The sequence below is a fragment of the Alloyangia pacifica genome, from assembly GCF_003111685.1.
In the GTDB taxonomy this organism is placed as follows: Bacteria; Pseudomonadota; Alphaproteobacteria; order Rhodobacterales; family Rhodobacteraceae; genus Salipiger; species Salipiger pacificus_A.
In genome coordinates, this window is sequence record NZ_CP022191.1 from 173,970 (window position 1) to 194,569 (window position 20,600).

17 protein-coding genes are annotated in these 20,600 nt (G+C 67.6%); 11 read left to right on the plus strand and 6 right to left on the minus strand.

Annotation, left to right across the window (positions count from 1 at the left end; translation table 11 throughout):
- Positions 1-19 precede the first annotated feature (19 nt).
- Genes CEW88_RS19990 through CEW88_RS20005 form a run of 4 tightly spaced genes read right to left on the minus strand, consistent with a single transcriptional unit; the run spans position 20 to position 4,346 of the window.
- Positions 20-1,009 carry an ABC transporter substrate-binding protein gene (locus tag CEW88_RS19990; RefSeq protein ID WP_108970129.1) on the minus strand — a complete coding sequence of 330 codons (990 nt, stop codon included), beginning with the start codon at positions 1,007-1,009 and terminating at the stop codon, positions 20-22.
- 30 nt (positions 1,010-1,039) lie between these two features.
- Positions 1,040-1,963 (minus strand): lysylphosphatidylglycerol synthase transmembrane domain-containing protein, encoded by a 924-nt coding sequence (locus CEW88_RS19995; protein ID WP_108970130.1) that lies wholly within the window; start codon positions 1,961-1,963, stop codon positions 1,040-1,042.
- The gene (locus tag CEW88_RS20000; protein ID WP_254694570.1) at positions 1,960-3,609 is read right to left on the minus strand and encodes a sulfatase; all 1,650 of its coding nucleotides are present in this window, start codon (positions 3,607-3,609) and stop codon (positions 1,960-1,962) included. Before CEW88_RS20000 ends, CEW88_RS19995 begins: the two co-directional genes overlap by 4 nt.
- Positions 3,606-4,346, minus strand: a complete 741-nt coding sequence (locus CEW88_RS20005; RefSeq protein ID WP_108970131.1) for a CDP-alcohol phosphatidyltransferase family protein — start codon at positions 4,344-4,346, stop codon at positions 3,606-3,608. The genes CEW88_RS20000 and CEW88_RS20005 overlap by 4 nt, the downstream gene beginning before the upstream one ends.
- 102 nt (positions 4,347-4,448) lie before the next feature.
- Here CEW88_RS20005 and CEW88_RS20010 point away from each other — a divergent pair, with 102 nt between their 5' ends.
- The gene (locus tag CEW88_RS20010; protein ID WP_108970132.1) at positions 4,449-5,003 is read left to right on the plus strand and encodes a cytochrome b; all 555 of its coding nucleotides are present in this window, start codon (positions 4,449-4,451) and stop codon (positions 5,001-5,003) included.
- A 305-nt stretch (positions 5,004-5,308) separates the two neighbouring features.
- Here the strand turns inward: CEW88_RS20010 and CEW88_RS20015 are convergent, their stop codons facing one another.
- Positions 5,309-6,229 (minus strand): LysR family transcriptional regulator, encoded by a 921-nt coding sequence (locus tag CEW88_RS20015; RefSeq protein WP_108970133.1) that lies wholly within the window; start codon positions 6,227-6,229, stop codon positions 5,309-5,311.
- A gap of 157 nt (positions 6,230-6,386) precedes the next feature.
- Between CEW88_RS20015 and xdhA the strand changes: the two genes are divergently transcribed.
- The 6 genes from xdhA to CEW88_RS20045 all read left to right on the plus strand — a co-directional run bounded on the left by xdhA (position 6,387) and on the right by CEW88_RS20045 (position 15,173).
- Positions 6,387-7,838 (plus strand): xanthine dehydrogenase small subunit, encoded by a 1,452-nt coding sequence (xdhA, locus tag CEW88_RS20020; RefSeq protein ID WP_108970134.1) that lies wholly within the window; start codon positions 6,387-6,389, stop codon positions 7,836-7,838.
- A gap of 12 nt (positions 7,839-7,850) precedes the next feature.
- Positions 7,851-10,175, plus strand: a complete 2,325-nt coding sequence (gene xdhB / locus CEW88_RS20025) for a xanthine dehydrogenase molybdopterin binding subunit (protein WP_108970135.1) — start codon at positions 7,851-7,853, stop codon at positions 10,173-10,175.
- Positions 10,172-10,999 (plus strand): xanthine dehydrogenase accessory protein XdhC, encoded by an 828-nt coding sequence (gene xdhC / locus CEW88_RS20030; RefSeq protein WP_254694571.1) that lies wholly within the window; start codon positions 10,172-10,174, stop codon positions 10,997-10,999. The genes xdhB and xdhC overlap by 4 nt, the downstream gene beginning before the upstream one ends.
- 67 nt (positions 11,000-11,066) lie before the next feature.
- Entirely contained in the window at positions 11,067-12,650 is a 1,584-nt protein-coding gene (locus CEW88_RS20035; RefSeq protein WP_108970136.1) for a xanthine/uracil/vitamin C permease, read from the plus strand.
- Positions 12,651-12,767: 117 nt separating this feature from the next.
- On the plus strand, positions 12,768-14,105 hold the full coding sequence (gene guaD, locus CEW88_RS20040) for a guanine deaminase (protein WP_108970137.1): 1,338 nt from the start codon (positions 12,768-12,770) through the stop codon (positions 14,103-14,105).
- A 186-nt stretch (positions 14,106-14,291) separates the two neighbouring features.
- Complete coding sequence (locus tag CEW88_RS20045) at positions 14,292-15,173, plus strand: bifunctional allantoicase/(S)-ureidoglycine aminohydrolase (RefSeq protein WP_108970407.1); 882 nt, start codon at positions 14,292-14,294, stop codon at positions 15,171-15,173.
- Here CEW88_RS20045 and bhcR read toward each other — a convergent pair.
- A complete protein-coding gene (gene bhcR, locus CEW88_RS20050) occupies positions 15,154-15,996 on the minus strand; it encodes an HTH-type transcriptional regulator BhcR (protein ID WP_108970138.1) in 843 nt (280 codons plus the stop codon). The genes CEW88_RS20045 and bhcR overlap by 20 nt on opposite strands.
- 168 nt (positions 15,997-16,164) lie before the next feature.
- On the opposite strand from bhcR, the gene bhcA reads away from it, so the two are divergent.
- The 4 genes from bhcA to bhcD all read left to right on the plus strand — a co-directional run bounded on the left by bhcA (position 16,165) and on the right by bhcD (position 20,565).
- Positions 16,165-17,355, plus strand: coding sequence for an L-aspartate--glyoxylate aminotransferase BhcA (gene bhcA / locus CEW88_RS20055; RefSeq protein WP_108970139.1), 1,191 nt, complete (start codon positions 16,165-16,167; stop codon positions 17,353-17,355).
- On the plus strand, positions 17,355-18,326 hold the full coding sequence (gene bhcB, locus CEW88_RS20060; RefSeq protein WP_108970140.1) for a beta-hydroxyaspartate dehydratase BhcB: 972 nt from the start codon (positions 17,355-17,357) through the stop codon (positions 18,324-18,326). The genes bhcA and bhcB overlap by 1 nt, the downstream gene beginning before the upstream one ends.
- A gap of 3 nt (positions 18,327-18,329) precedes the next feature.
- Complete coding sequence (bhcC, locus tag CEW88_RS20065; protein ID WP_108970141.1) at positions 18,330-19,493, plus strand: 3-hydroxy-D-aspartate aldolase BhcC; 1,164 nt, start codon at positions 18,330-18,332, stop codon at positions 19,491-19,493.
- A gap of 106 nt (positions 19,494-19,599) precedes the next feature.
- Positions 19,600-20,565 carry an iminosuccinate reductase BhcD gene (gene bhcD / locus CEW88_RS20070; protein ID WP_108970142.1) on the plus strand — a complete coding sequence of 322 codons (966 nt, stop codon included), beginning with the start codon at positions 19,600-19,602 and terminating at the stop codon, positions 20,563-20,565.
- The last annotated feature ends 35 nt before the right edge of the window (positions 20,566-20,600 follow it).

Consider the following 20,600-nt stretch of genomic DNA (forward strand, 5'->3'; position numbering starts at 1 on the left):
CGCGGTCGCGTGACGCGTCCTATCCATGCACCTCCTCCAGAATGGAGCGGTCCCAAAGATCGGGCGAGACGGGTTTGCCCAAAAGCGCCAGCGTCTCGACGTTGGCGGCGACGGTCTCGTCCGTGAACCAGCCGAACCCCTCCGCCTCAGTCAGCTCCGAGAACATCAGCGGCACCTGCCGCTCGGCCTGCAGCTTCTGCGTCGCGAGATCGAGACCTGCTTCGGGGAACATCTCGACGGTGAGCGCGGCGGCGGCTTCGGGATCGGCCTGGTAGTCCTGCCAGCCCATGACATCGCCCTTCATTAGCGCGACAAGCTGGTCACGGCGGTTGGCGAGGTTGTCCTCGGTGGCGATGTAGGTCTGCGAATGCACCGCGTAGCCGTGATCGGCGAGCAGCATGGTGACGCACTCCACGCCCTGCATCTCCATCGCCACGGGCAGGTCGGTGGCCCAGCACAGCAGGCAGTCCACTTGCCCCTGCACCAGCGGCGCGGCGTCGTATTGGGTCGGCACCACCTCGATCTCGTCGATCTTCACGCCGTTGATCTCGCAGAGCGCTTCCAGCACCGGGGTATTGGCCAGCGCCATGCCGATCTTCTTGCCGACCAGGTCGGCAGGGCTGTTAACCGGGTTGTCCGGCAGCGAGGCAATGGCGAAAGGGTTCTTCTGCATGGCCACGCCAATGATCTTGAATGGCGCACCCTGGTTCACCGCCGCAGCCGTGTAATCCGCCGCCGAGATGCCGATCAGCGCTGTGCCCGCGACCACCGGCGGCTCAACCGGCGCGTTTGGTCCGCCGGGCAGCAGCGAAACGTCGAGTCCCGCCTCGCTCCAGTAGCCGTTCTTGAGGGCGATATAGCTGCCGCCGAACTGCACCGAGTGCAGCCAAGACAGTTGCAGGGCGACGGGGTCCTGCGCGCTCGCGCGCCGCGGCGCCAGCAGCGTGGCTCCGGCCGCGGACAGCGCTCCCCCAAGAAAAAGGCGGCGTGTGGGTGTCAGAAAATGCATGGGACCCTCCCGGTTGGAAAAGAGACTAGCTTAATCAGGGGTTGAGGCAATGCCGACAGAGGTCCGTGGTGCCGTCTGCGGCGCGCGGCGCAGGAAAAAGGCCCCGGGCAGCGCCGCACACAGGCTGATGAGGCCGAAGGTGATACTGGCCGCCAACCCCGCCCCGGCGTCCAAGCCGGCAATCGGAAAGAGCGCCGCCGCCGCGCCCTCGCGCCAACCCCAGCCGGCGACAGAGGCCGGCAAAAGCATCGCGGCCAGGATCAGCGGCACGATGAGCGCGGCCTTGCCTATGGGCAGTTGGCTGCAGCTGGCGAGCGTGGCGGTGACGAAGGCGGCCACGGTCAGCACGGCGATCACGAGCGACAGCGCTGCCTGCGCGGGCCAGTCGTCCAGGAGTGCCGTGTGCGCGGCCCTGCGCCAGCCATGCGCCCGACCCCTGCGGCTGGCAAGCAGCAGGGCAAGCGCGCCCGGCAGCATGGCCAATGCCGCGGCGGGCAGCCAAAGGCTGGCCGAGAGCCCCGCGACCTGCGCCGGACGTTCTGACCCCGCGAGCAATAGAACAGCGCCCGAGAGAGCGACCATCGCCATGCCCGCCTGCCCCGCCGCGCGTTCCAGCACCACTGCCTGCGCGGCGCGGCTCAGCGGGCCGCTCCGGCGGCTGCGCGCGGCCCGCGCCGCGTCGCCAAGCACGCCTCCGGGCAGGGTCTGGTTGACAAATTGCGCCATGTAATACTCTCGCACCGCCTCGCTCCGCGGCAGCTCAAGCCCCAGGGCCTTGGCGGTCCGCTGCCAGCGCAGCGCCGACAACAGCGTGACCGCGTTGAGCAGCCCCAGCGTGGCCAGCCCCCAACCTGGCGCGAGGTCCAAGAGCCTCTGCAGAGCTTCGCGCCCTTCGGCAAGCCAGAGACAGAGCCCGATCAGCGCGAGCGGCAGACAAAGACGCAGCGCACTCATGATCCGTCTGCCCGCATCTCGGCGCCCGCTTTGCTGGTCGCGCGCAAGAACCGGTCTCGGAACGCGGCCATCGGCCAAACCCCCTGCGCGGCAGCGGGCTGCAACCCCTCTGCCCAGCCCCATTCATCGAAGAGGCGTAGCGTATCCGCCGGGCCGATGAGATGGATGGGCACATCCTTGCCGCCCGCCTGCGCAACGAATTCGGCGGGCTGATGGTCGCCGAGCAGGATAAGAAGCGGCGGTAGGCCGCGTGGCAGCGTTGCCCAAGAAAGCACCGTGCGCAGCGTATAATCGAGCGAGCGGCCATAGTGATCGCGGATGCGGTCCGGATCGGCCCAGACCTGCTTTGGGCTGGGTCCGAGAGTGGCCTCGGCGTCGAACACACTGCCATCGCCAACCTTTTCCCAGGGCACCATGTGCGGCACCGGCGTCCAGGGCGCATGGCTGGAGATCAGGGCGATCTCGGTCATCAGCGGCTCTTCATGATCGAGGGTCGCCCGGTCGAAAGCCGCCAGCGTGTACTGGTCGGGCATGGTCACCCAGTTGAAGGGCAGCCCGCGATAGCCGAGGTCGGCGGCGGCGCGGATCTCCTGAAACCCCATGGCCGGCCCCTCGGGCCAGTCCATCACGATCGCCGGGGCCACCGCCATCGTCCGGTAGCCCGAGCGCGCCGCGAGGGTGAACAGGGTCTGCCGCGCGCTCGCCAGAAAGGCGCGATAGCGCCGCTGGTCGCTGACCTGCACGCCCGCCGCGAGCGTCGCATGGGCCAGCCAGCTCTGGCCGCCCTGCACCGGCGAGGCCAGCCAGCCGGAGCGCGCCGCCAGCCCGGCCTGCGCCAGCGCCGCCTCTCCGGCGTGCAGCGTGGCGAGATGGCGCGGCGCATAGAGCGGGTTGTCAAAGGCCGCGCGTCCGTAGCTTTCGGCATAGACGATCACCACCGGGCGCCCCGCGAGTTTCGACAGAAGATTGCCGCGGCGGGCCCAGGGATCCTCGGCGGCGGCGCGCTCGAACTCGGCCAATGCGGCGCGCGCGCGCGCGAAGCCCCGGATATGCTCGGCCGCCAGCCGCGCGGTGAACGCGCTGCCGGGCGGGCGCCAGCCCTGCCAGCCATTGAGCGCCGTGCGGATCTCGGCGGCGCAGAGCAGCGCGAACACCAGCGCGACCCCGCCCGCCAAGAGCCGCAGGCCGCCCAGGAGCCGACTGCCGCTGCGGGCCCACAACCGCAGCGCACGGTAGAGAAGGATCATCGCGCCGCCCAGCAGCAGCGCCAGCGCTGCGCCAATCGCCAGAGTGCCCGCCAGTCCCGCGCTGCCGCGCAGCAAATGCGCCGCGGCCGGCACAAGATGCATGTCCGCCAGCGGATCGAAGCCCCGACCGAAGGCGGCATAGGCGGAAAGATCGGCCAATTTGAGCATCGTGATCAGGGTGAGCGCCGCGGTGGCTGCGATTGCCAGCGGCCGGGCGTGCCCGCCAAGCGCCAGCATGCCCAGCAGCAGCACCGGCAATTCCAGCGGCACCATCGCCAACGCGGGCCAGTGCAAGGCATCCGGGTGGTTCGGCAGGACCAGGACAAGATCGACAAGCACCGCCGAGAGGAAAAGCGCCAGCCAGAGGCGGAGCGTCGCTGCCGTGCCGGGCCCGGTCACCGCCGCCTCGCCAGCCAGAGAACGTCGCGCGCGAAGGACCACACCAGCAGCGCCAGTGCCAGCAGCGCCGCGACCTCGGACCACGGCGGCACGGCCACCGGCGCGAGCAGCGTCGCCAGCACCGCGATCTGCACCACGCAAACCAACTTGCGGCGGACCCTCTGAGGCAATGGAGCGTTCAGCCACGGCCAGAGCATGCTCGCGGTCACGAAAAGGTAACGCAAGCTGCCCAGAAGCAGCACCCAGCCTCCCGCCGCGCCGCTGCGCCATGCGACCGCCGCGAGCAACAGGGCAAAGACGCTGTCGACCTCCATGTCGAACCGCGCGCCCCATGGTCCATCCAGTCCGCTTCGCCGGGCCAGCGGGCCGTCGACCCCATCGAGCGCCAAAGTGAGCAAGGCGAGGCAGAAGAAACCCCAGCCCGACGCGCCCTCGGTCAGCCCGGGGCGCGCCAAGGGCACAAGCATGAGCGCCGCCAGCGCCAGCCTGCCGAGGGTGAGCGCATTGGCACAGCCGAGCCGCGGCGCGGTCCAGTGCCGCAGCAGGAAGTGCCCCGAGATGCACGCCCCCAACCCAAAGCCCAGCACTGGCAGCAGCATCGCCGATCCGACCAGCCACCACGACAGCGCAAAGAGCGCGATCGCAAAGCCAGTGGCCAGCAGCACCAGGGACGCGAAAGGCGTCCTTGCGCCGCTCAGAGCCGGGGCGCGCTGCAGGTGGGGCGGCGGCAGATCCATTTCGAATGAAGTGCTGCCATGTCAGAGCCTGTCAAGCACCGCCCTTTACGTTGGGGCAGATACTCACTACGCTGTGACAGCTCAGAACCGGGAGGTCGGCGCATGGCAAGCCTGTCCCAGACAGGGCATTCCCCTCGCTATTCACGTGCGGCTCGGGTGCTGCACTGGCTGACGGTACTGCTCGTCTTCACCACCATCCCCGCGGGGCTGATCATGGTGCAGGAAGGGCTGCCCCGGGCGCAGCAAGACGCGCTCTTTCTCTTTCACAAGAACATCGGCCCGATCATCCTGTTGCTTGTCGCTTTGCGGCTCGCGCTGCGGCTGATCTTTCCACCGCCCCCGCTTCCCGCCACAGTACCGGCGCTGCAGGCGCTGGCGGCGAAGGGGGTGCACTGGCTGCTCTACATCGTGCTGGTGGCGATGGTGATCTCCGGCATCGTCCGGGTGCAGGCCGGCGGGTTCCCGATGGAACTCTGGGACCCGCTGCTCGGCGGAATGGTTGGCAAGGACGAGGCGCTGGCAAAATCCGCCAGCGGCTTTCATGAGCTGGCCAAGAGCGTGCTGATCGTGCTGATCGCCCTGCACATGGGCGCCGCCGCGCTACACGGGCTGGTAAAGCGCGACGGGGTGTTCAGCCGCATGTGGCCGCCCGCCTGATCTTTCAGCCTTCATCCCGCCATGCCTCTGCTTCGGCTGCAGCAAATAGGCTCGGACGCGGAAGGCACGGCTGTGAAACAGCTTGATGTGCGCGGCGCTGCCGACGCAGGGCGGACTGCCGTCCGGCGGCATCGGGCGGCGCAGGCCGCAACGAGACGCCGGGAAACCGCTCCTTCTCCGTGGCGACGAAAAGGCCGCAATCGAGAGGTCTGACGCTGCCCCTCTCTCTGGTTCAGAAGGTGCCGGTGCTCGGCGCCTGCGATGCAGACACCCGCGACAATCGTGCGCGCCCCGCCCTCGGCAGGTTATTCCGCGCTCTCACCCCCCGCGATCGACGTCTTCACGGCGGCCGCCATGTAATCGACGAAGAGTCTGATCTTCGGGTCCTGCAATTTCCGGTGCTGGAAGAGGCAACCGAGAGTCGAAGGCATCGGCGGCGTGTCGGGCAGCACCTCGATCAGCGCGCCGCTGCGCAGATGCTGCGCGACCTCGAGCCGCGGCCGGTTGACGATGCCATGGCCGTCCAGCGCCCAGCGGGTCAGCACGTCGCCGTCGTCAGCATCGAAGGGGCCCTCCACCTCGAGCCGCCGCAACCCCGTGGCGGTCCTTAGCTGCCAGAAATACTCCGGCGAACGGGGATACCGCAGAAGCAGGCAATTGTGCCGCCCCCCGAGCAGGTCCTCGGGCGCGGCGGGGATGCCGCGTTTTTCGAGATAGGCAGGCGCGGCGCAGAGCACGCGCGGGCAATCATGAATGTGCCGCAACTTGAGGTTTGAATCCTTCGGCACCCCGAGGAAGAAGGCCACGTCAAGCCGCTCGCCCATCATGTCTACCAGCCGGTCCGACAGGCGCATCTGCACCTGCACTTCGGGATATCTTTCTGTGAACTCGGGCACCAGCGGCGCGATGATGCGCCGCCCGATCCCCAGCGGCGCCGTCACCCGCAGCGCGCCGCGCGGCGTCTCGGAGAAATTTGCCACCACCGCTTCGGCCTCGTCCACTGAGGCCAGCACCGTGCGCGCCTGATCGTAGAACACGCGACCAACCTCGGTCGGGGTGATCGACCGGGTGGTGCGGTTGAAGAGCCGGACGCCGAGCCGACTTTCCAGTTCCTTGATCCGCTTGCTCGCCACCGCCGGTGTCAGCCGCAGATCGCGTCCGCCCGATGTGATGCTGCCCAGTTCGACCACTCGGACAAACACCCGCAGGCTCTCGATGTATTGCATGGTTCGGCTCCTCTGCCCCGGCATACTACGCGCCGCGACAGATCATTATCAACGATCTGTATAAAGTCCTTGGCGAAACCACGCGTATTCAGAGAGAGTGCCTTGCGCTAGCGTCGCCTCCGATCACCCAGCCACATGCTCAGCCACGGAGGGATGCATGACGCACCGAAGCGAGATCCGCTTTCTGCTCAACGGGAGGGCTGTGAGCCTGCAACAGGTTCCCGCCAGCCAGACCCTGCTCGACTTTCTGCGGATCGAGCGCCGCCTCACGGGCACCAAGGAAGGCTGCGCCGAGGGCGACTGCGGCGCCTGCACCGTGCTGGTCGGCCGCCTGCACGAGGGCGCGCTTCGCTACGAAGCGGTCAACGCCTGCATCCGCTTCACCGCCTCGCTCGACGGCTGCCATGTGGTGACGGTCGAACACCTCTCGGGCCGCGACGGTGCGCTGCACCCGGTGCAGCGGGCGATGGTCGAGCATCACGGCGCGCAATGCGGCTTCTGCACTCCGGGCATCATCATGTCGCTCTACGCGCTCTGGATGCAGACCCCGCAGCCGACCGAAACGCAGGTGGAAACCGCGCTTCAGGGCAACCTCTGCCGATGCACAGGCTACGCACCGATCATCCGCGCCGCCGTGGCGGCAAGCCAGTACGGCACGCCGGAGGCCGATCACCTCACGCTCGAGCGGGACCGCGTTACCGCCGAGCTGACAGCGCTGAAGGACGGGCGCCGCGTCGAGACCGGCCCCGACGACAACCGCGCCATCCTCCCCGCCGATCTTGATGATTTCGCCGCCGCCTATGCCGCGCACCCGCAGGCGACGGTGATCGCCGGATCCACCGATGTCGGTCTCTGGGTCACCAAGTTCCTGCGCCCGATATCGCCGGCGATCTTCATCGCCCATCTGCCCGAGCTGAAATCTGTCGAGGTCAGCCCGGAGGCGATCACCCTTGGATCTGGTGTCAGCTATTCCGAACTGCAGCCACTGATCGCCGAGCACCTGCCGCATCTTTCCGCGTACTGGGACCGCATCGCCGGCTGGCAGGTGCGCAACATGGGCACGATCGGCGGCAATATCGCCAATGGCTCGCCCATTGGCGACACACCCCCGGTGCTGATCGCGCTTGGCGCCGAGGTCACGCTGCGCCGCGGCGCCGCGCGCCGGAACCTGCCGCTGGAGGCGTTCTTCATCGACTACGGCAAGCAGGACCGCCGCCCTGGCGAGTTTGTCGAGAGCATCCGCATTCCCTTGCCGTCCCCCGCCACCCGCTGCGCCGCCTACAAGATCTCGAAACGCCGCGACGAGGACATCTCCGCCGTCGCCGCGGGACTCAGCGTGACGGTGAAAGGCGGGATGATCACCGACGCCCGCATCGCGCTTGGCGGCATGGCCGCGACGCCGAAACGCGCCGCAACCGCCGAGGCCGCGTTGCAGGGCCAGCCGTGGAGCGAGGCGACCTTTGCCGCTGCCGCGCGCGCCATGTCCGAGGATTTCGCCCCGCTCAGCGATTGGCGGGCCAGCGCAGACTACCGGATGCGTGTCGCGCAGAACCTGCTGCGGCGGTTTTTTCTCGAACAGGACGGTTTGCCCGTCCGCCTGAGCGCCTGAGGGAGGAAAATCATGAAACATCAGCCCAACATCCGCGGCGCGGTCCACGAGGACCGCCAGCACGACAGCGCGATCAAGCACGTCCAGGGCCTTGCCGAGTACACCGACGACATCGCCGAGCCGGTGGGCACGCTACATGCCTATCTCGGCGTGTCCACCGTCGCCCATGCCACGCTGAAGGGTCTCGACCTCTCGGAGGTGCGCGCCGCCCCCGGCGTCGTCGACGTGCTCACTGCCGCCGACATCCCCGGCCACAACGACATCAGCCCCACCGGGCGCGGCGACGAGCCAGTGTTCCCTACGGAACAGATCGAGTTTCACGGTCAGCCGCTGTTTGCAGTGATCGCCGAAACCCGCGATGCCGCCCGCCGCGCCGCCGCCTTGGCAAAGGTCACCGCAGACCCGCTGCCCCACGCTCTGGACCCGATCGCGGCGCAGGCGGCGGGCTATCCGCTCGTCACCGAGCCACTGAAGCTCGAGCGCGGCGAGGTCGAGAGCGCGATGGCTGCCGCGCCGCACCGCCTTCAGGGGCGGATCTCGGTCGGCGGGCAGGACCACATGTACCTCGAGGGCCAGATCGCCTTTGCCCTGCCGGGCGAGGACGAGGACGTGATGGTGCATTGCTCGACCCAGCATCCCAGCGAGGCGCAGCACATGGTGGCGCATGTGCTCGGCGTCCCAAGCAACGCCGTGGTGGTCAACGTACGGCGCATGGGCGGCGGCTTCGGCGGCAAGGAAAGCCAGATGAACCTCTTCGCCGTGGTCGCGGCCCTGGCCGCCAAGCGCCTGAACCGACCGGTGAAAATTCGCCCCGACCGCGATCAGGACATGACCGCCACCGGCAAGCGGCACGACTTCGTCATCGACTACGACGTGGCTTTCGACGGCGCGGGCCGCATTCGCGCGGTCGACGGCAGCTTCGCGGCCCGCTGCGGCTGGTCCTCGGACCTTTCCGGCCCGGTCACCGACCGCGCGCTCTTCCATGCCGACAATGCCTATTTCTATCCGCATGTCCGGCTGCAGAGCCGCCCGATGAAGACCAACACCGTCTCGAACACCGCCTTCCGCGGCTTCGGCGGGCCGCAGGGCGTCGTCGCTGCCGAGCGGATGATCGAGGAGATCGCCTATGCGCTCGGCAAGGACCCGCTGGAGGTGCGCAAGGCAAACTTCTACGGCGATGCTCACGACGGGCGGAACCTGACCCCCTACCATCAGGAGGTCACCGACAACATCATCGGCCGGGTCGTCTTGGAGTTGGAGGAAAGCTGCGCCTACCAGCAGCGCCGCCACGATATTCTTGGCTTCAACGCGCAGGGGGGCGTGCTGCGCAAGGGCATCGCGCTGACGCCGGTGAAGTTCGGCATCTCCTTCACCGCCACCCATTACAATCAGGCTGGCGCGCTGATCCACGTCTACTCGGACGGCTCGATCCATCTCAACCACGGCGGCACCGAGATGGGCCAGGGGCTCAACACCAAGGTGGCGCAGGTGGTGGCCGATGCCTTCCAGGTGGATTTTGAGCGCATCAAGATCACCCGCACCACCACCGAGAAGGTGCCCAACACGTCTGCCACCGCGGCCTCGTCGGGCTCGGACCTTAATGGCATGGCGGCGCTCGATGCCGCCGAGCAGATCAAGGCGCGGCTGGTGGAGTTCGCCGCGGGGCACTGGGGCGTGACGCCGGCAGAGGTGCGCTTCGTGCCGGGCCATGTGCAGGTGGGCGCGCAGCTTCTGCCGTGGGAGCAAGTGATCAAGGCCGCCTACATGGCGCGCGTGCACCTCTCTGCGGCTGGCTTTTACAAGACGCCCGACATCCACTGGGATCGCGCGGCAGGCAAGGGGCGCCCGTTCTATTACTACGCCTATGGCGCGTCCTGCTCGGAAGTGACCATCGACACGCTGACCGGTGAATACCGCGTCGAGCGCACCGACATCCTGCACGACGTGGGCCGTTCGCTGAACCCGGTACTCGACCGCGGCCAGATCGAGGGCGCCTTCGTCCAGGGCATGGGCTGGCTGACCACTGAAGAGCTCTGGTGGGACGACAAGGGCGCGCTGCGCACCCATGCGCCCTCGACCTACAAGATCCCGCTCGCCTCGGACCGTCCGCGCGTCTTCAACGTGAACCTCGCCGAGTGGTCGCAGAACCGCGAGCGCACCATCAAGCGCAGCAAGGCCGTGGGCGAGCCGCCCTTCATGCTGGGCATCTCGGTCTTCGAAGCGCTGTCGATGGCCGTGGCGAGCGTCGCCGACTACCGCGAATGCCCGCGCCTCGATGCCCCCGCGACCCCCGAGCGCGTGCTGCTGGCGGTCGAGCGGTTGGCGGGACGGTCATGAGCACGCTGGAAAACTTCCTCGCCGCGCCCGGCCCCATGGCCCGCCTGCGGCTGAGCCGGGTGCGCGGCTCCTCGCCGCGCGAGGCCGGCTGCGAGATGTATGTCTCCGAGGCGGCGCGTCACGGAACCATCGGCGGCGGCCAGCTCGAACACCGCGCCATCGCCGCCGCGCGGAGGATGCTGGCGCGGGGCGATCTCGCGGAGACGCTCGACCTACCACTTGGACCCGAAATCGGGCAGTGCTGCGGCGGCAGGGTAGAGGTCTCGCTCACCCGGATGGGCGCGCAGGATCGGCGCCTTGCGCTGGCACGTGCGGCGGAGGAGGCCGCGGCGCTGCCGATGGTGCAGATCCACGGCGCGGGCCATGTCGGCCGCGCGCTGGCCGAACTCATGCAGCACCTGCCCGTCCGCTGCCTGCTGGTGGACGAGCGCGCCGAGGAGCTGGCGCTCTGCGCCGCGAAGGTCGACACGGTGCTCAGCGCCCTGCCCGAGCTGGAGATCGCCATGGCCCCGGCGGGCAGCGCCTTCATCGTGCTGACACATGACCACGCGCTCGACTTTCTCTGCGCCTCCGCGGCGCTAAAGCGGCAGGATGCGCGCTATGTCGGGCTGATCGGCTCAGCCACGAAACGCGAGAAGTTCCGCCGCTTCGCGCGGGACGCGTGCGACGGCCTGTCCGATGAGGCCCTCACCTGCCCGATCGGCGCACAGGGCAGCCGCGACAAGCGCCCCGAGGTGATCGCCGCCTTTGTCGTGGCCGAGGTGCTCACCGCCCTCACCCTCCAGCAAGGCGCGGCGCGGCCCATGGCTTTCGCCGCAGAATAACCCCCGCGTCCGCCCGAAGAGGAGCGGGCGGCGCGGGACAACCGCAAGCAACCCGAGGAGATCCCACATGCGGGAAGGGAGTTATCACTACAGGCTGTTCTCACGCAGCGATTTCAGTGCTTTCTGGGCGCTGTTCACCGACAATCTGATCAACCTGATGGTGCTGGCCGGCGTCTGCCAGTTCGTCTTCGGGATGCCCGCCGAAATCGTCTATGGCCGCATCCTGCCCGGCGCGGCGGTGGCGATCCTGTCGGGCGTAGCGGCCTATGTGGTGCTGGCCAAGCGCGCCGCAGCACGGCATGGGCGCGATGTCACGGCCCTGCCCTACGGCATCTCGACGCCGGTGATGTTCGTCTATCTCTTCGGGGTCATCGGTCCGATCTACTGGGCCACCAACGATCCGATGCTGGCCTGGCAGGTCGGCATCGGCGCGGGCTTCATGGGCGGCATCGTCGCTGCCCTCGGTGCCATCGTCGGGCCCTGGCTGAAGCGGGTCACGCCGCGCGCCGGCATGCTCGGCACGCTCTGCGGCATCGCGCTGGTGTTCATCGGCACCGTGCCTTTGGCCACCATCTTCGAGCAGCCCTACATCGGCTTTGCCTCGATGATCATCATCCTCTGGGGGCTTGTCGGGCGGTTCCGCCTGCCATTCAACATTCCTGCGGGCCTGCTGGCGCTCATTGTCGGCACCGCCGTGGCGTTCAGCATCGGCGAGGCGCGGATCAGCTTCGAGGGCACCGGCTTCTATCCGCCGCTGCCCTATGTCGGAGACCTGATTGCGGGGATCAACCATCTCTTTGCCAACCCCGAGCTCTTCCTCGTGCTGGTGCCGGTGCAGATCTACAACTTCATCGAGACGATGAACAACGTCGAGAGCGCGGAAAGCGCCGGCGATCACTACCCGGTGGGCGTGTGCCAGATCACCGACGGGCTCGGCACGATGATCGGCGCGGTCTTCGGCTCGCCCTTCCCCACCACCGCCTATATCGGCCACCCGGCCTACAAGCGCATGGGTGCGCACGCGGGCTACATCATCGGTGTGGGTCTGGTCATTCCGCTGGCCGCCTTCCTCGGGTTGCTGGCCTTCCTCAACAACCTGATCCCCGAGGCCGCCGCCGCGCCGGTACTGGTCTTCGTGGCGCTGAGCCTGATCACCAACACCGCCCATTGCGTCAAACCTGCGCATATGGCCGCCGTCACCATCGCGATGATGCCGCATGTGTCGTCCTTCCTGATGATCAAATGGGGGGCGCTGATGGGCGCGCTGCAGGCCACCGGCGTGGAGGGCCTGCCGCAGCTGGGTGACGAGGCGCTGACCGCCGCGCTGCTGCAGCAGGGCGCGCATTTCGCGGGGCACCTGTCGCTGAGCCAGGGTGCGATCCTCACCGGGCTCATCTGGGGCGCGATCGTCGCGAGCGTGATCGACGGGCGGTTCCGCAATGCCGGGGGCTTTGCGCTCGCCGCCGCGCTCATGTCACTGGTGGGGATCATCCATGGCGCCAGCCTGCACTGGCCCGCGCTCGGCCCGGTGTCCGCCGGCTACCTGATGGCCGCCGCCTTCCTCTACATCTACCCGCTCTTCCACCGCGAAGGCGCGACGCAGAACCAGAACGTGGTGGTCGAGGAGCCGCCTGCCGCGCCCGCGGAGTGATCCGGGCAGAGCCATCCTCACCCCACCGGCGCGGGCCACGTCCCGGCCCGCGTCCCTATGCCCTCCCCCGCCAGATCCCCGGCCAGATCCCCGGCCAACTCCCCGAAAGGTGATCCGATGAAAACCGACCAAGTGCTCCTGCGCGGACGCATCCTCAGTTTCAACGCCGAGCCGCAGGGCCCCGACGACCATGCCGCCTACCGCTACATCGAGGACGGGGCGATCCTGATCGCGGGCGGGATGATCCGCGCCAGCGGCGCCTTCGACCAGCTTGCCCGACAGGCTCCGAGCGTGCCGGTGGTGGACCACCGCCCGCACCTGCTGATGCCCGGCTTCATCGACACCCACATCCATTACCCGCAGGTGCAGGTCATTGCCTCTTGGGGGGCGCAGCTGCTGGACTGGCTCAACAGCTACACCTTCCCCGAAGAGACCCGCTTTGCCGATCCCGCCCATGCCGGGGCCATGGCCGAGTGGCTGATCGCGCAGCTCTGCGCCCATGGCACCACCACGGCTGTGGCCTATGCTTCCGTCCACGAAGCCTCGGCCGAGGCCTTCTTTGCCGCTGCCGCGCGCCGCGACATGCGGATGATCGGCGGCAAGGTGATGATGGACCGCAACGCGCCCGAGGCGCTGCGTGACACGCCGCAATCGGGTTATGACGCCAGCAAGCGGCTGATCGCCCGCTGGCATGGCCGCGGCCGCGCCAGCTATGCCATCACCCCGCGCTTCGCCATCACCTCAAGCCCCGAGCAGATGGAAATGGCCGGCGCGCTCGTCGCCGAGCACCCCGAGTGTTTCCTGCAGACCCATCTCTCGGAGAACCGCGACGAGATCGCCTATACGCTCAGCCTCTACCCCGAAGCGCCGGACTATCTTGGCGTCTACGAGCGGTATGGCCTGCTTGGGCCCAAGACGCTGCTCGGCCATTCGATCCACCTCGAGCCCCGCGAGATCGACCTGCTGGCCGAGATCGGCGCCAAGCCCGTCTTCTGTCCGACCTCGAACCTCTTTCTTGGCAGCGGGCTCTTCGACGACGCCGGGTTGCGCGCGCGCGGCATTTGCAATGCCATCGCCACCGACGTCGGCGCGGGCACCAGCTACTCGATGCTGCAGACCCTGAACGAGGCCTACAAGGTGCTGCAGCTTCAGGGCCAAAAACTCCACCCGCTGCGTGCTTTCCACTGGATCACCCGTGGCAATGCCCTTGCGCTGGGACTCGAGGACAAGATCGGCACGCTGGAGCCGGGGACCGAAGCGGATATCGTGGTGCTCGACTCTTCGGCGACCGAGCCGATGGCCTTGCGCATGCAGCGGGCCGGGACTCTGAGCGAAGAGCTTTTCGTGCTTCAGATGCTTGGCGACGACCGCGCCGTGGCAGAGACCTATGTCGCGGGCGTGCCGCAGAAAAACGCAGCGGTCCGCGCTCCGCGACCCGAACTGCAGTCTGCCTGAACCCGCCCCTGCCACATCCGCCATCTCTGGCGAGATGAGACATCCATGGGCGCGCCTTTCGGCAAGTCCGAAAGGCGCGCCGCGATTATCCTTTTTTCCAAAAAGGACTTTTCGCCCCGCGCCCTGTCGCCCGCGCCGCCCGGAGCGCCCATACTTCCGGCAGTTCCCCTCCCATCGGAGCCCCAGATGACCCAGACCCCTTCCTACTACGCCCCCACCGGCGGCCACCCGCCGCAAACCCAGCTCTTGACCGACCGCGCGGTGTTCACCGATGCCTACGCGGTCATCCCCAAGGGCACGATGCGCGACATCGTCACCAGCTTCCTGCCGTTCTGGGAGGACACGCGTCTGTGGGTGCTGTCGCGCCCGCTCAGCGGTTTTGCCGAGACCTTCTCGCAGTACATTATGGAAGTGCAGCCGGGCGGCGGCTCGGACCATCCCGAGACCGACGCTGGCGCCGAGGGGGTGCTCTTTGTCGTCGGCGGCGAAGCTGTGCTGACCGTCGAAGGCGAGGCGCATGTTCTGCGCGAGGGCGGCTACGCCTTCCTGCCGCCCGCGACGCTTTGGAGCCTGCGCAACACGGGTGAAGACATCCTGCGCTTCCACTGGATCCGCAAGGCCTACGAGGCAGTGCCCGGCCTGCCCCATCCCGAGGTGATCATCGCCAACGAGCAGGACATCGCCCCCACCCCGATGCCCGGCACCGACGGCAAATGGGCCACCACCCGCTTTGTCGATCCGTCAGACCTGCGCCACGATATGCACGTCACGGTTGTGACCTTCGAACCCGGCGCGGTGATCCCCTTTGCCGAGACCCACGTGATGGAGCACGGGCTCTACGTGCTCGAAGGCAAGGCGGTCTACCGGCTCAACCAGGACTGGGTTGAGGTCGAGGCCGGAGATTACATGTGGCTCCGCGCCTTCTGCCCGCAGGCCTGCTACGCGGGCGGTCCGGGCCGGTTCCGCTACCTGCTCTACAAGGACGTCAACCGGCACATGGCGCTGCGTCCGTCGGGCGCGGCACAGCCGATGTCCGCGCACCGCAAGGTCAGCGCTCCGGCGGGCTGACCCCGCCGATCGCCGCCGTAAGCTCCCGGGCCGCGCGCATCACCGCGCGGCTCGTTTCGTCTGTGCTCTCCTCGCGTATACGGATCGTCGGGCCGGACACCGAAACGCCCGCCACCGCCTCGCCCGAGGCATCGAAGACCGCCGCCGCGATGCAGCGCATTCCCAGATTCTTTTCTTCTGCATCAATAGAATAGCCCCGCGTCCGGATCGCCGCGAGATCGGCGCGCAGTGCCTCCGGCTCGGCCAGCGTGTGCTCGGTGAAGCGCTCCATGTCCCGCGCCAACAGTTTCTCGAGCCTGTCCCCACCCATCTCCGCCAACAGCGCCTTGCCAATGCCAGAGGCATGCAGCGGCGACAGCGTGCCCGGCGGAAAGAACGCGCGGATGCTCTCATGTGTCTCGACCTGGCTGACGAAAAGCACCGACGCCTCGCGCACGATGCCGAGGTTGGCCGTCTCACCCGTGTCTTCCATCAACGTGCGCAGGATAGGTCGCGCCCGCTCTACGAGGCTGGTCCGGCGCAGGAAGCGTGCGCCGATGACAAAGGATTGCGGGCCGACGTGCCAGAGCTGCTCGGTGGGATCGAACTCGACCATCCGCCGGCCTTCGAGGGTGACGAGGATGCGGTAAACCGTGGCCGGGGATTGCTGCAGATCGCTCGCCAGTTCCGACAACGTGAGGCCTGGGCGGGCACTCAGGTAGTCCAGCACCTCCATCGCTCGGTCGAGCGACTTGATGGTGTTCTGCGCACTGTTGTCCTCCCATCCACGCGGCCGGCCGCGGGCACGGCGGGGGGTGATTTCGGCATCTTTAGGAGAATCCATAAAATCTCTTTCATTTACCTTGAAAGCGAAATTCACCATATGAAAAAATCAACCATCTGACAACGAATGGTTTTCCTGCTTGGCTCATTTCTGAAAAACGATTTCAAAAAAAATTCTCCGCGGGCCGCCCCCGGTTAGGGTCGTTTCCAGCGACCAGAGGAGGTGGCCATGAGCTTTCAGAACCCCGTTTTCATTCCGGGCCCGACCAACATCCCCGAGCGCCTGCGCAAGGCCTGCGATATGCCGACGATCGACCATCGCTCGCCGCTGTTCGGGCAGATCCTGCACCCGGCCCGCGATGGCGTGCGCAAGGTGCTTAAGAGCACGCGCGCCGAGGTGTTCATCTTTCCCTCGACCGGCACCGGGGGTTGGGAGACGGCGCTGAGCAACACGCTCTCGCCCGGCGACACCGTGCTGGCGGCGCGCAATGGCATGTTCAGCCACCGCTGGATCGACATGTGCCAGCGCCACGGGCTGAACGCCGAGGTCGTCGAGACGCCCTGGGGCGAGGGCCTGCCAGCGGAGCGCTACGCAGAGATCCTGGCTGCGGACAAACAGCATCGTATCAAGGCGGTTCTCGCCACCCACAACGAGACCGCCACCGGCGTGCGCTCGGACATCGCCGCGGTGCGCCGCGCGCTCGATGACGCGGGCCACCCGGCGCTGCTGTTTGTCGATGGCGTCAGCTCGATCGCCTCGATGGATTTTCGCTTTGACGAGTGGGGCGTCGACTGCGCCGTCACCGGCTCGCAGAAGGGCTTCATGCTGCCGCCGGGCCTTGCCATCGTCGGCTTCAGCGACAAGGCCATGGCGGCCACAAAGACCGCGAAGCTGCCGCGCACCTTCTTCGACGTGCAGGACATGGCGAAGGGTTATGCCAACAACGCCTACCCCTACACCCCCGCCGTCGGCCTGCTGAACGGGTTGAACGAGGCCTGCCGCCTGGTGCTGGACGAGGGGCTGGAGAACGTTTTTGCTCGCCATCACCGCATTGCGGAAGGCGTACGCTCGGCGGTCCGCGCCTGGGGCCTCGAACTTTGCGCCGCCTCGCCCGAGGTCTACTCGGACACGGTCAGCGCCATCCGCACGCCCGAGGGGTTCAACGCCACTGACATTGTCAGCCACGCCGCGCAGACCTATGGCGTCGCCTTCGGCACCGGGCTTGGCGAAGTTGCCGGCAAGGTGTTCCGCATCGGCCACCTCGGCAGCCTGACCGATGTGATGACCCTTTCCGGTCTCGCTTGCGCCGAGATGTGCATGAAGGACCTTGGGCTCGACATCACGCTCGGCTCGGGCGTCGCGGCGGCGCAGGAGTTCTACCGCGCCACCCCCGCGCTCGCCCGGAAGGAGGCCGCGTGATGAAGGATATCGCGCTGAGCATCCCCACCTATGACGACATGCTGGCGGCCCACGCCCGCATCGCGCCGCACATCCATCGCACCCCGGTGCTGACCTCGTCCTTCCTGAACGAGCTCACCGGCGCGCAGCTCTACTTCAAGTGCGAGAACTTCCAGAAGGCCGGCGCCTTCAAGGTGCGCGGCGCCTCCAACGCGGTCTTCAGCCTGACGGACGTCGAGGCGGCACGCGGCGTCTGCACCCACAGCTCGGGCAACCACGCGCTGTCGCTGAGCTATGCCGCCGGGCGGCGCGGCATCCCCTGTAATGTGGTGATGCCGCGGAGCGCGCCTCAGGCCAAGAAGGACGCCGTGCGCGGCTACGGCGGGATCATCACCGAATGCGAGCCCTCGACCAGTTCGCGCGAGGCGGTGTTTGCCGAAGTGCAGGCGGCTACGGGGGGCGATTTCGTCCACCCCTACAACGACCCCCGCGTCATCGCGGGTCAGGGCACCTGCTCGCGCGAGTTCATGGAACAGACGGACGGGCTCGACATGGTCGTGGCGCCGATCGGCGGCGGCGGCATGATCTCGGGCACCTGTCTCACGCTCTCCACGCTCGCCCCCGAAGTCCAGGTCATCGCCGCCGAGCCCGAGCAGGCCGATGACGCCTACCGCAGCTTCAAGGCCGGGCACATCATCGCCGATGACGCGCCCGAGACCGTGGCCGACGGGCTGAAGGTGCCGCTGAAGGATCTGACCTGGCACTTCGTCTCCAGCCACGTCAGCGACATCCTCACCGCCTCGGAAGAGGAAATCGTCGAGGCTATGAAGCTGATCTGGAAGCGCATGAAGATCGTGATGGAGCCATCGAGCGCCGTGCCGCTTGCCACAATCCTCAAGAACCGCGACCGTTTCGCCGGAAAGCGCGTCGGTCTCATCATCACCGGCGGCAATGTCGATCTCGACCGTCTGCCCTGGACCAAAGGAGCCTGAGCCATGAATGCACCCGTGACTTTCGACCAACTCGAGGTCGGCTTCGACGTTCCCGCCCTGCCGGGCATGGACGCGGCGGACATCCAGACACCCTGTCTCGTGCTCGATCTGGATGCGCTCGAGCGCAACATCCGCAAGATGGGCGACTACGCCCGCGCCCACAACATGCGCCACCGCGTGCACGGCAAGATGCACAAATCGGTGGACGTGGCCAAGCTGCAGATCCGGCTCGGCGGGGCCATTGGCGTCTGTTGCCAGAAGGTGTCGGAGGCCGAGGTTTTCGTGCGCGGCGGCATCAAGGATGTGCTGGTCTCGAACCAGGTGCGCGACCCGCGCAAGATCGACCGGCTGGCGCGGCTGCCGAAGCTCGGCGCGAAGATCATCGTCTGCGTCGACGACCTCGCCAATGTGGCCGAGCTAGCAGAGGCCGCGCAGCGCCATGGCACCACCATCGAGTGCTTTGTCGAGATCGACTGCGGCGCGGGCCGCTGCGGCGTGACCACCTCCGAGGCGGTTGTGCAGATCGCGCGTGCCATCGATGCCGCCCAGGGCCTCGAGTTCACCGGCATCCAAGCCTACCAGGGCGCCATGCAGCACCTCGACAGCTACGAGGCGCGGCGCGACAAGCTGAACGTTGCCATCGCGCAGGTGAAGGAGGCCGTCGCCGCGCTCGAGGCCGTGGGCCTGAAGCCCGATCTGGTCTCTGGCGGCGGCACCGGCAGCTACTACTTTGAGAGCAACTCCGGCGTCTACAACGAGCTTCAGTGCGGCTCCTACGCCTTCATGGATGCCGATTACGGCCGGATCCGTGACAAGGACGGCAACCGCATCGACGACGGCGAGTGGGAGAATGCCTTCTTCATCCTCACCCAGGTGATGAGCCACGCCAAGTCCGACAAGGCGATCTGCGACGCGGGCCTCAAGGCCCAGTCGATCGACAGTGGCCTGCCGGTGATCTACGGGCGCACCGACGTGGAATACGTCAAGTGCTCGGACGAGCACGGCGTGATCGCCGATCCCTCGGGCGTGCTGAAGGTCGGCGAGAAGCTGAAGCTGGTGCCCGGCCACTGCGACCCCACCGCCAATGTCCACGACTGGTACGTCGGCGTGCGCGGCGGCAAGGTCGAGACGCTCTGGCCGGTCTCGGCGCGCGGCAAGGCTTACTGAACCGCACCCCCCCTCATGCTCCGCGCGCCCGCTCACCCCGCGGGCGCGCCTTGCCCGCGCGTCCATAGTCCCGGCGCGCGGGCCTTTTTCACGAAAGGAGAGCCCCATGCTCATCGTTCCCGAACGCGAGATCGCCGACCTGATGACCCGCGAGGCCGCCTTTGCCGCGGTCGAGAAGGTGTTTGCCGCCATGGCCACCGGAGACGCCTACAACTTCCCCGTGGTCCGTGAAGCCATCGGCCACGAAGACGCGCTCTACGGCTTCAAGGGCGGCTTCGACCGCTCCGGCCTCACGTTGGGGCTGAAGGCTGGTGGCTACTGGCCCAACAACCTCGAAGAGCGTGGCCTCATCAACCACCAGTCCACCGTGTTCCTCTTCGATCCCGATACCGGCAGGGCAAAGGCCATGGTCGGGGGCAACCTGCTGACGGCGCTGCGGACCGCCGCCGCCTCCTCGGTGTCGATCCGCCACCTCGCGCGCGAGGACGCCCGGGTGATCGGCATGGTCGGCGCGGGACACCAGGCGACCTTCCAGCTGCGGGCCGCGCTCGAGCAGCGCGACTTCGACAAGGTGATCGGCTGGAACCTGCACCCCGAGATGCTGCCCAACCTCGAGAAGGTTGCCGCCGAGGCGGGCCTGCCCTTCGAGGCGGTCGAACTCGAGGGCATGCGCGAGGCAGATGTGATCATCTCGATCACCTCCTCCTTCGCGCCGATCCTTCTTGCCGAGCACGTCTCGCCGGGCTGCCACATCGCCTGCATGGGCACCGACACCAAGGGCAAGCAGGAGGCCGCGCCGGAGCTGCTGGCAAAGGCGACGGTGTTCACCGACGAAGTCGCGCAGTCGGTCTCGATCGGCGAGGCGCAACACGCGGTCACCGCAGGGCTGATCGGCGACGCCGACATCACCCAACTCGGCGCGGTGATCGGCGGCACACACATCGGGCGCAGCTCGGCCGAGGAGATCACCCTCTTCGACGGCACCGGCGTCGGCCTGCAGGATCTGGCCGTGGCCGCGGCTGTGGTCGATCTGGCCGTCGAGAAGGGCATCGCGATCGAGGTCGATTTCTGAGCCATCTTACTGCGGTGCACGGGCGGGGCGGAGGC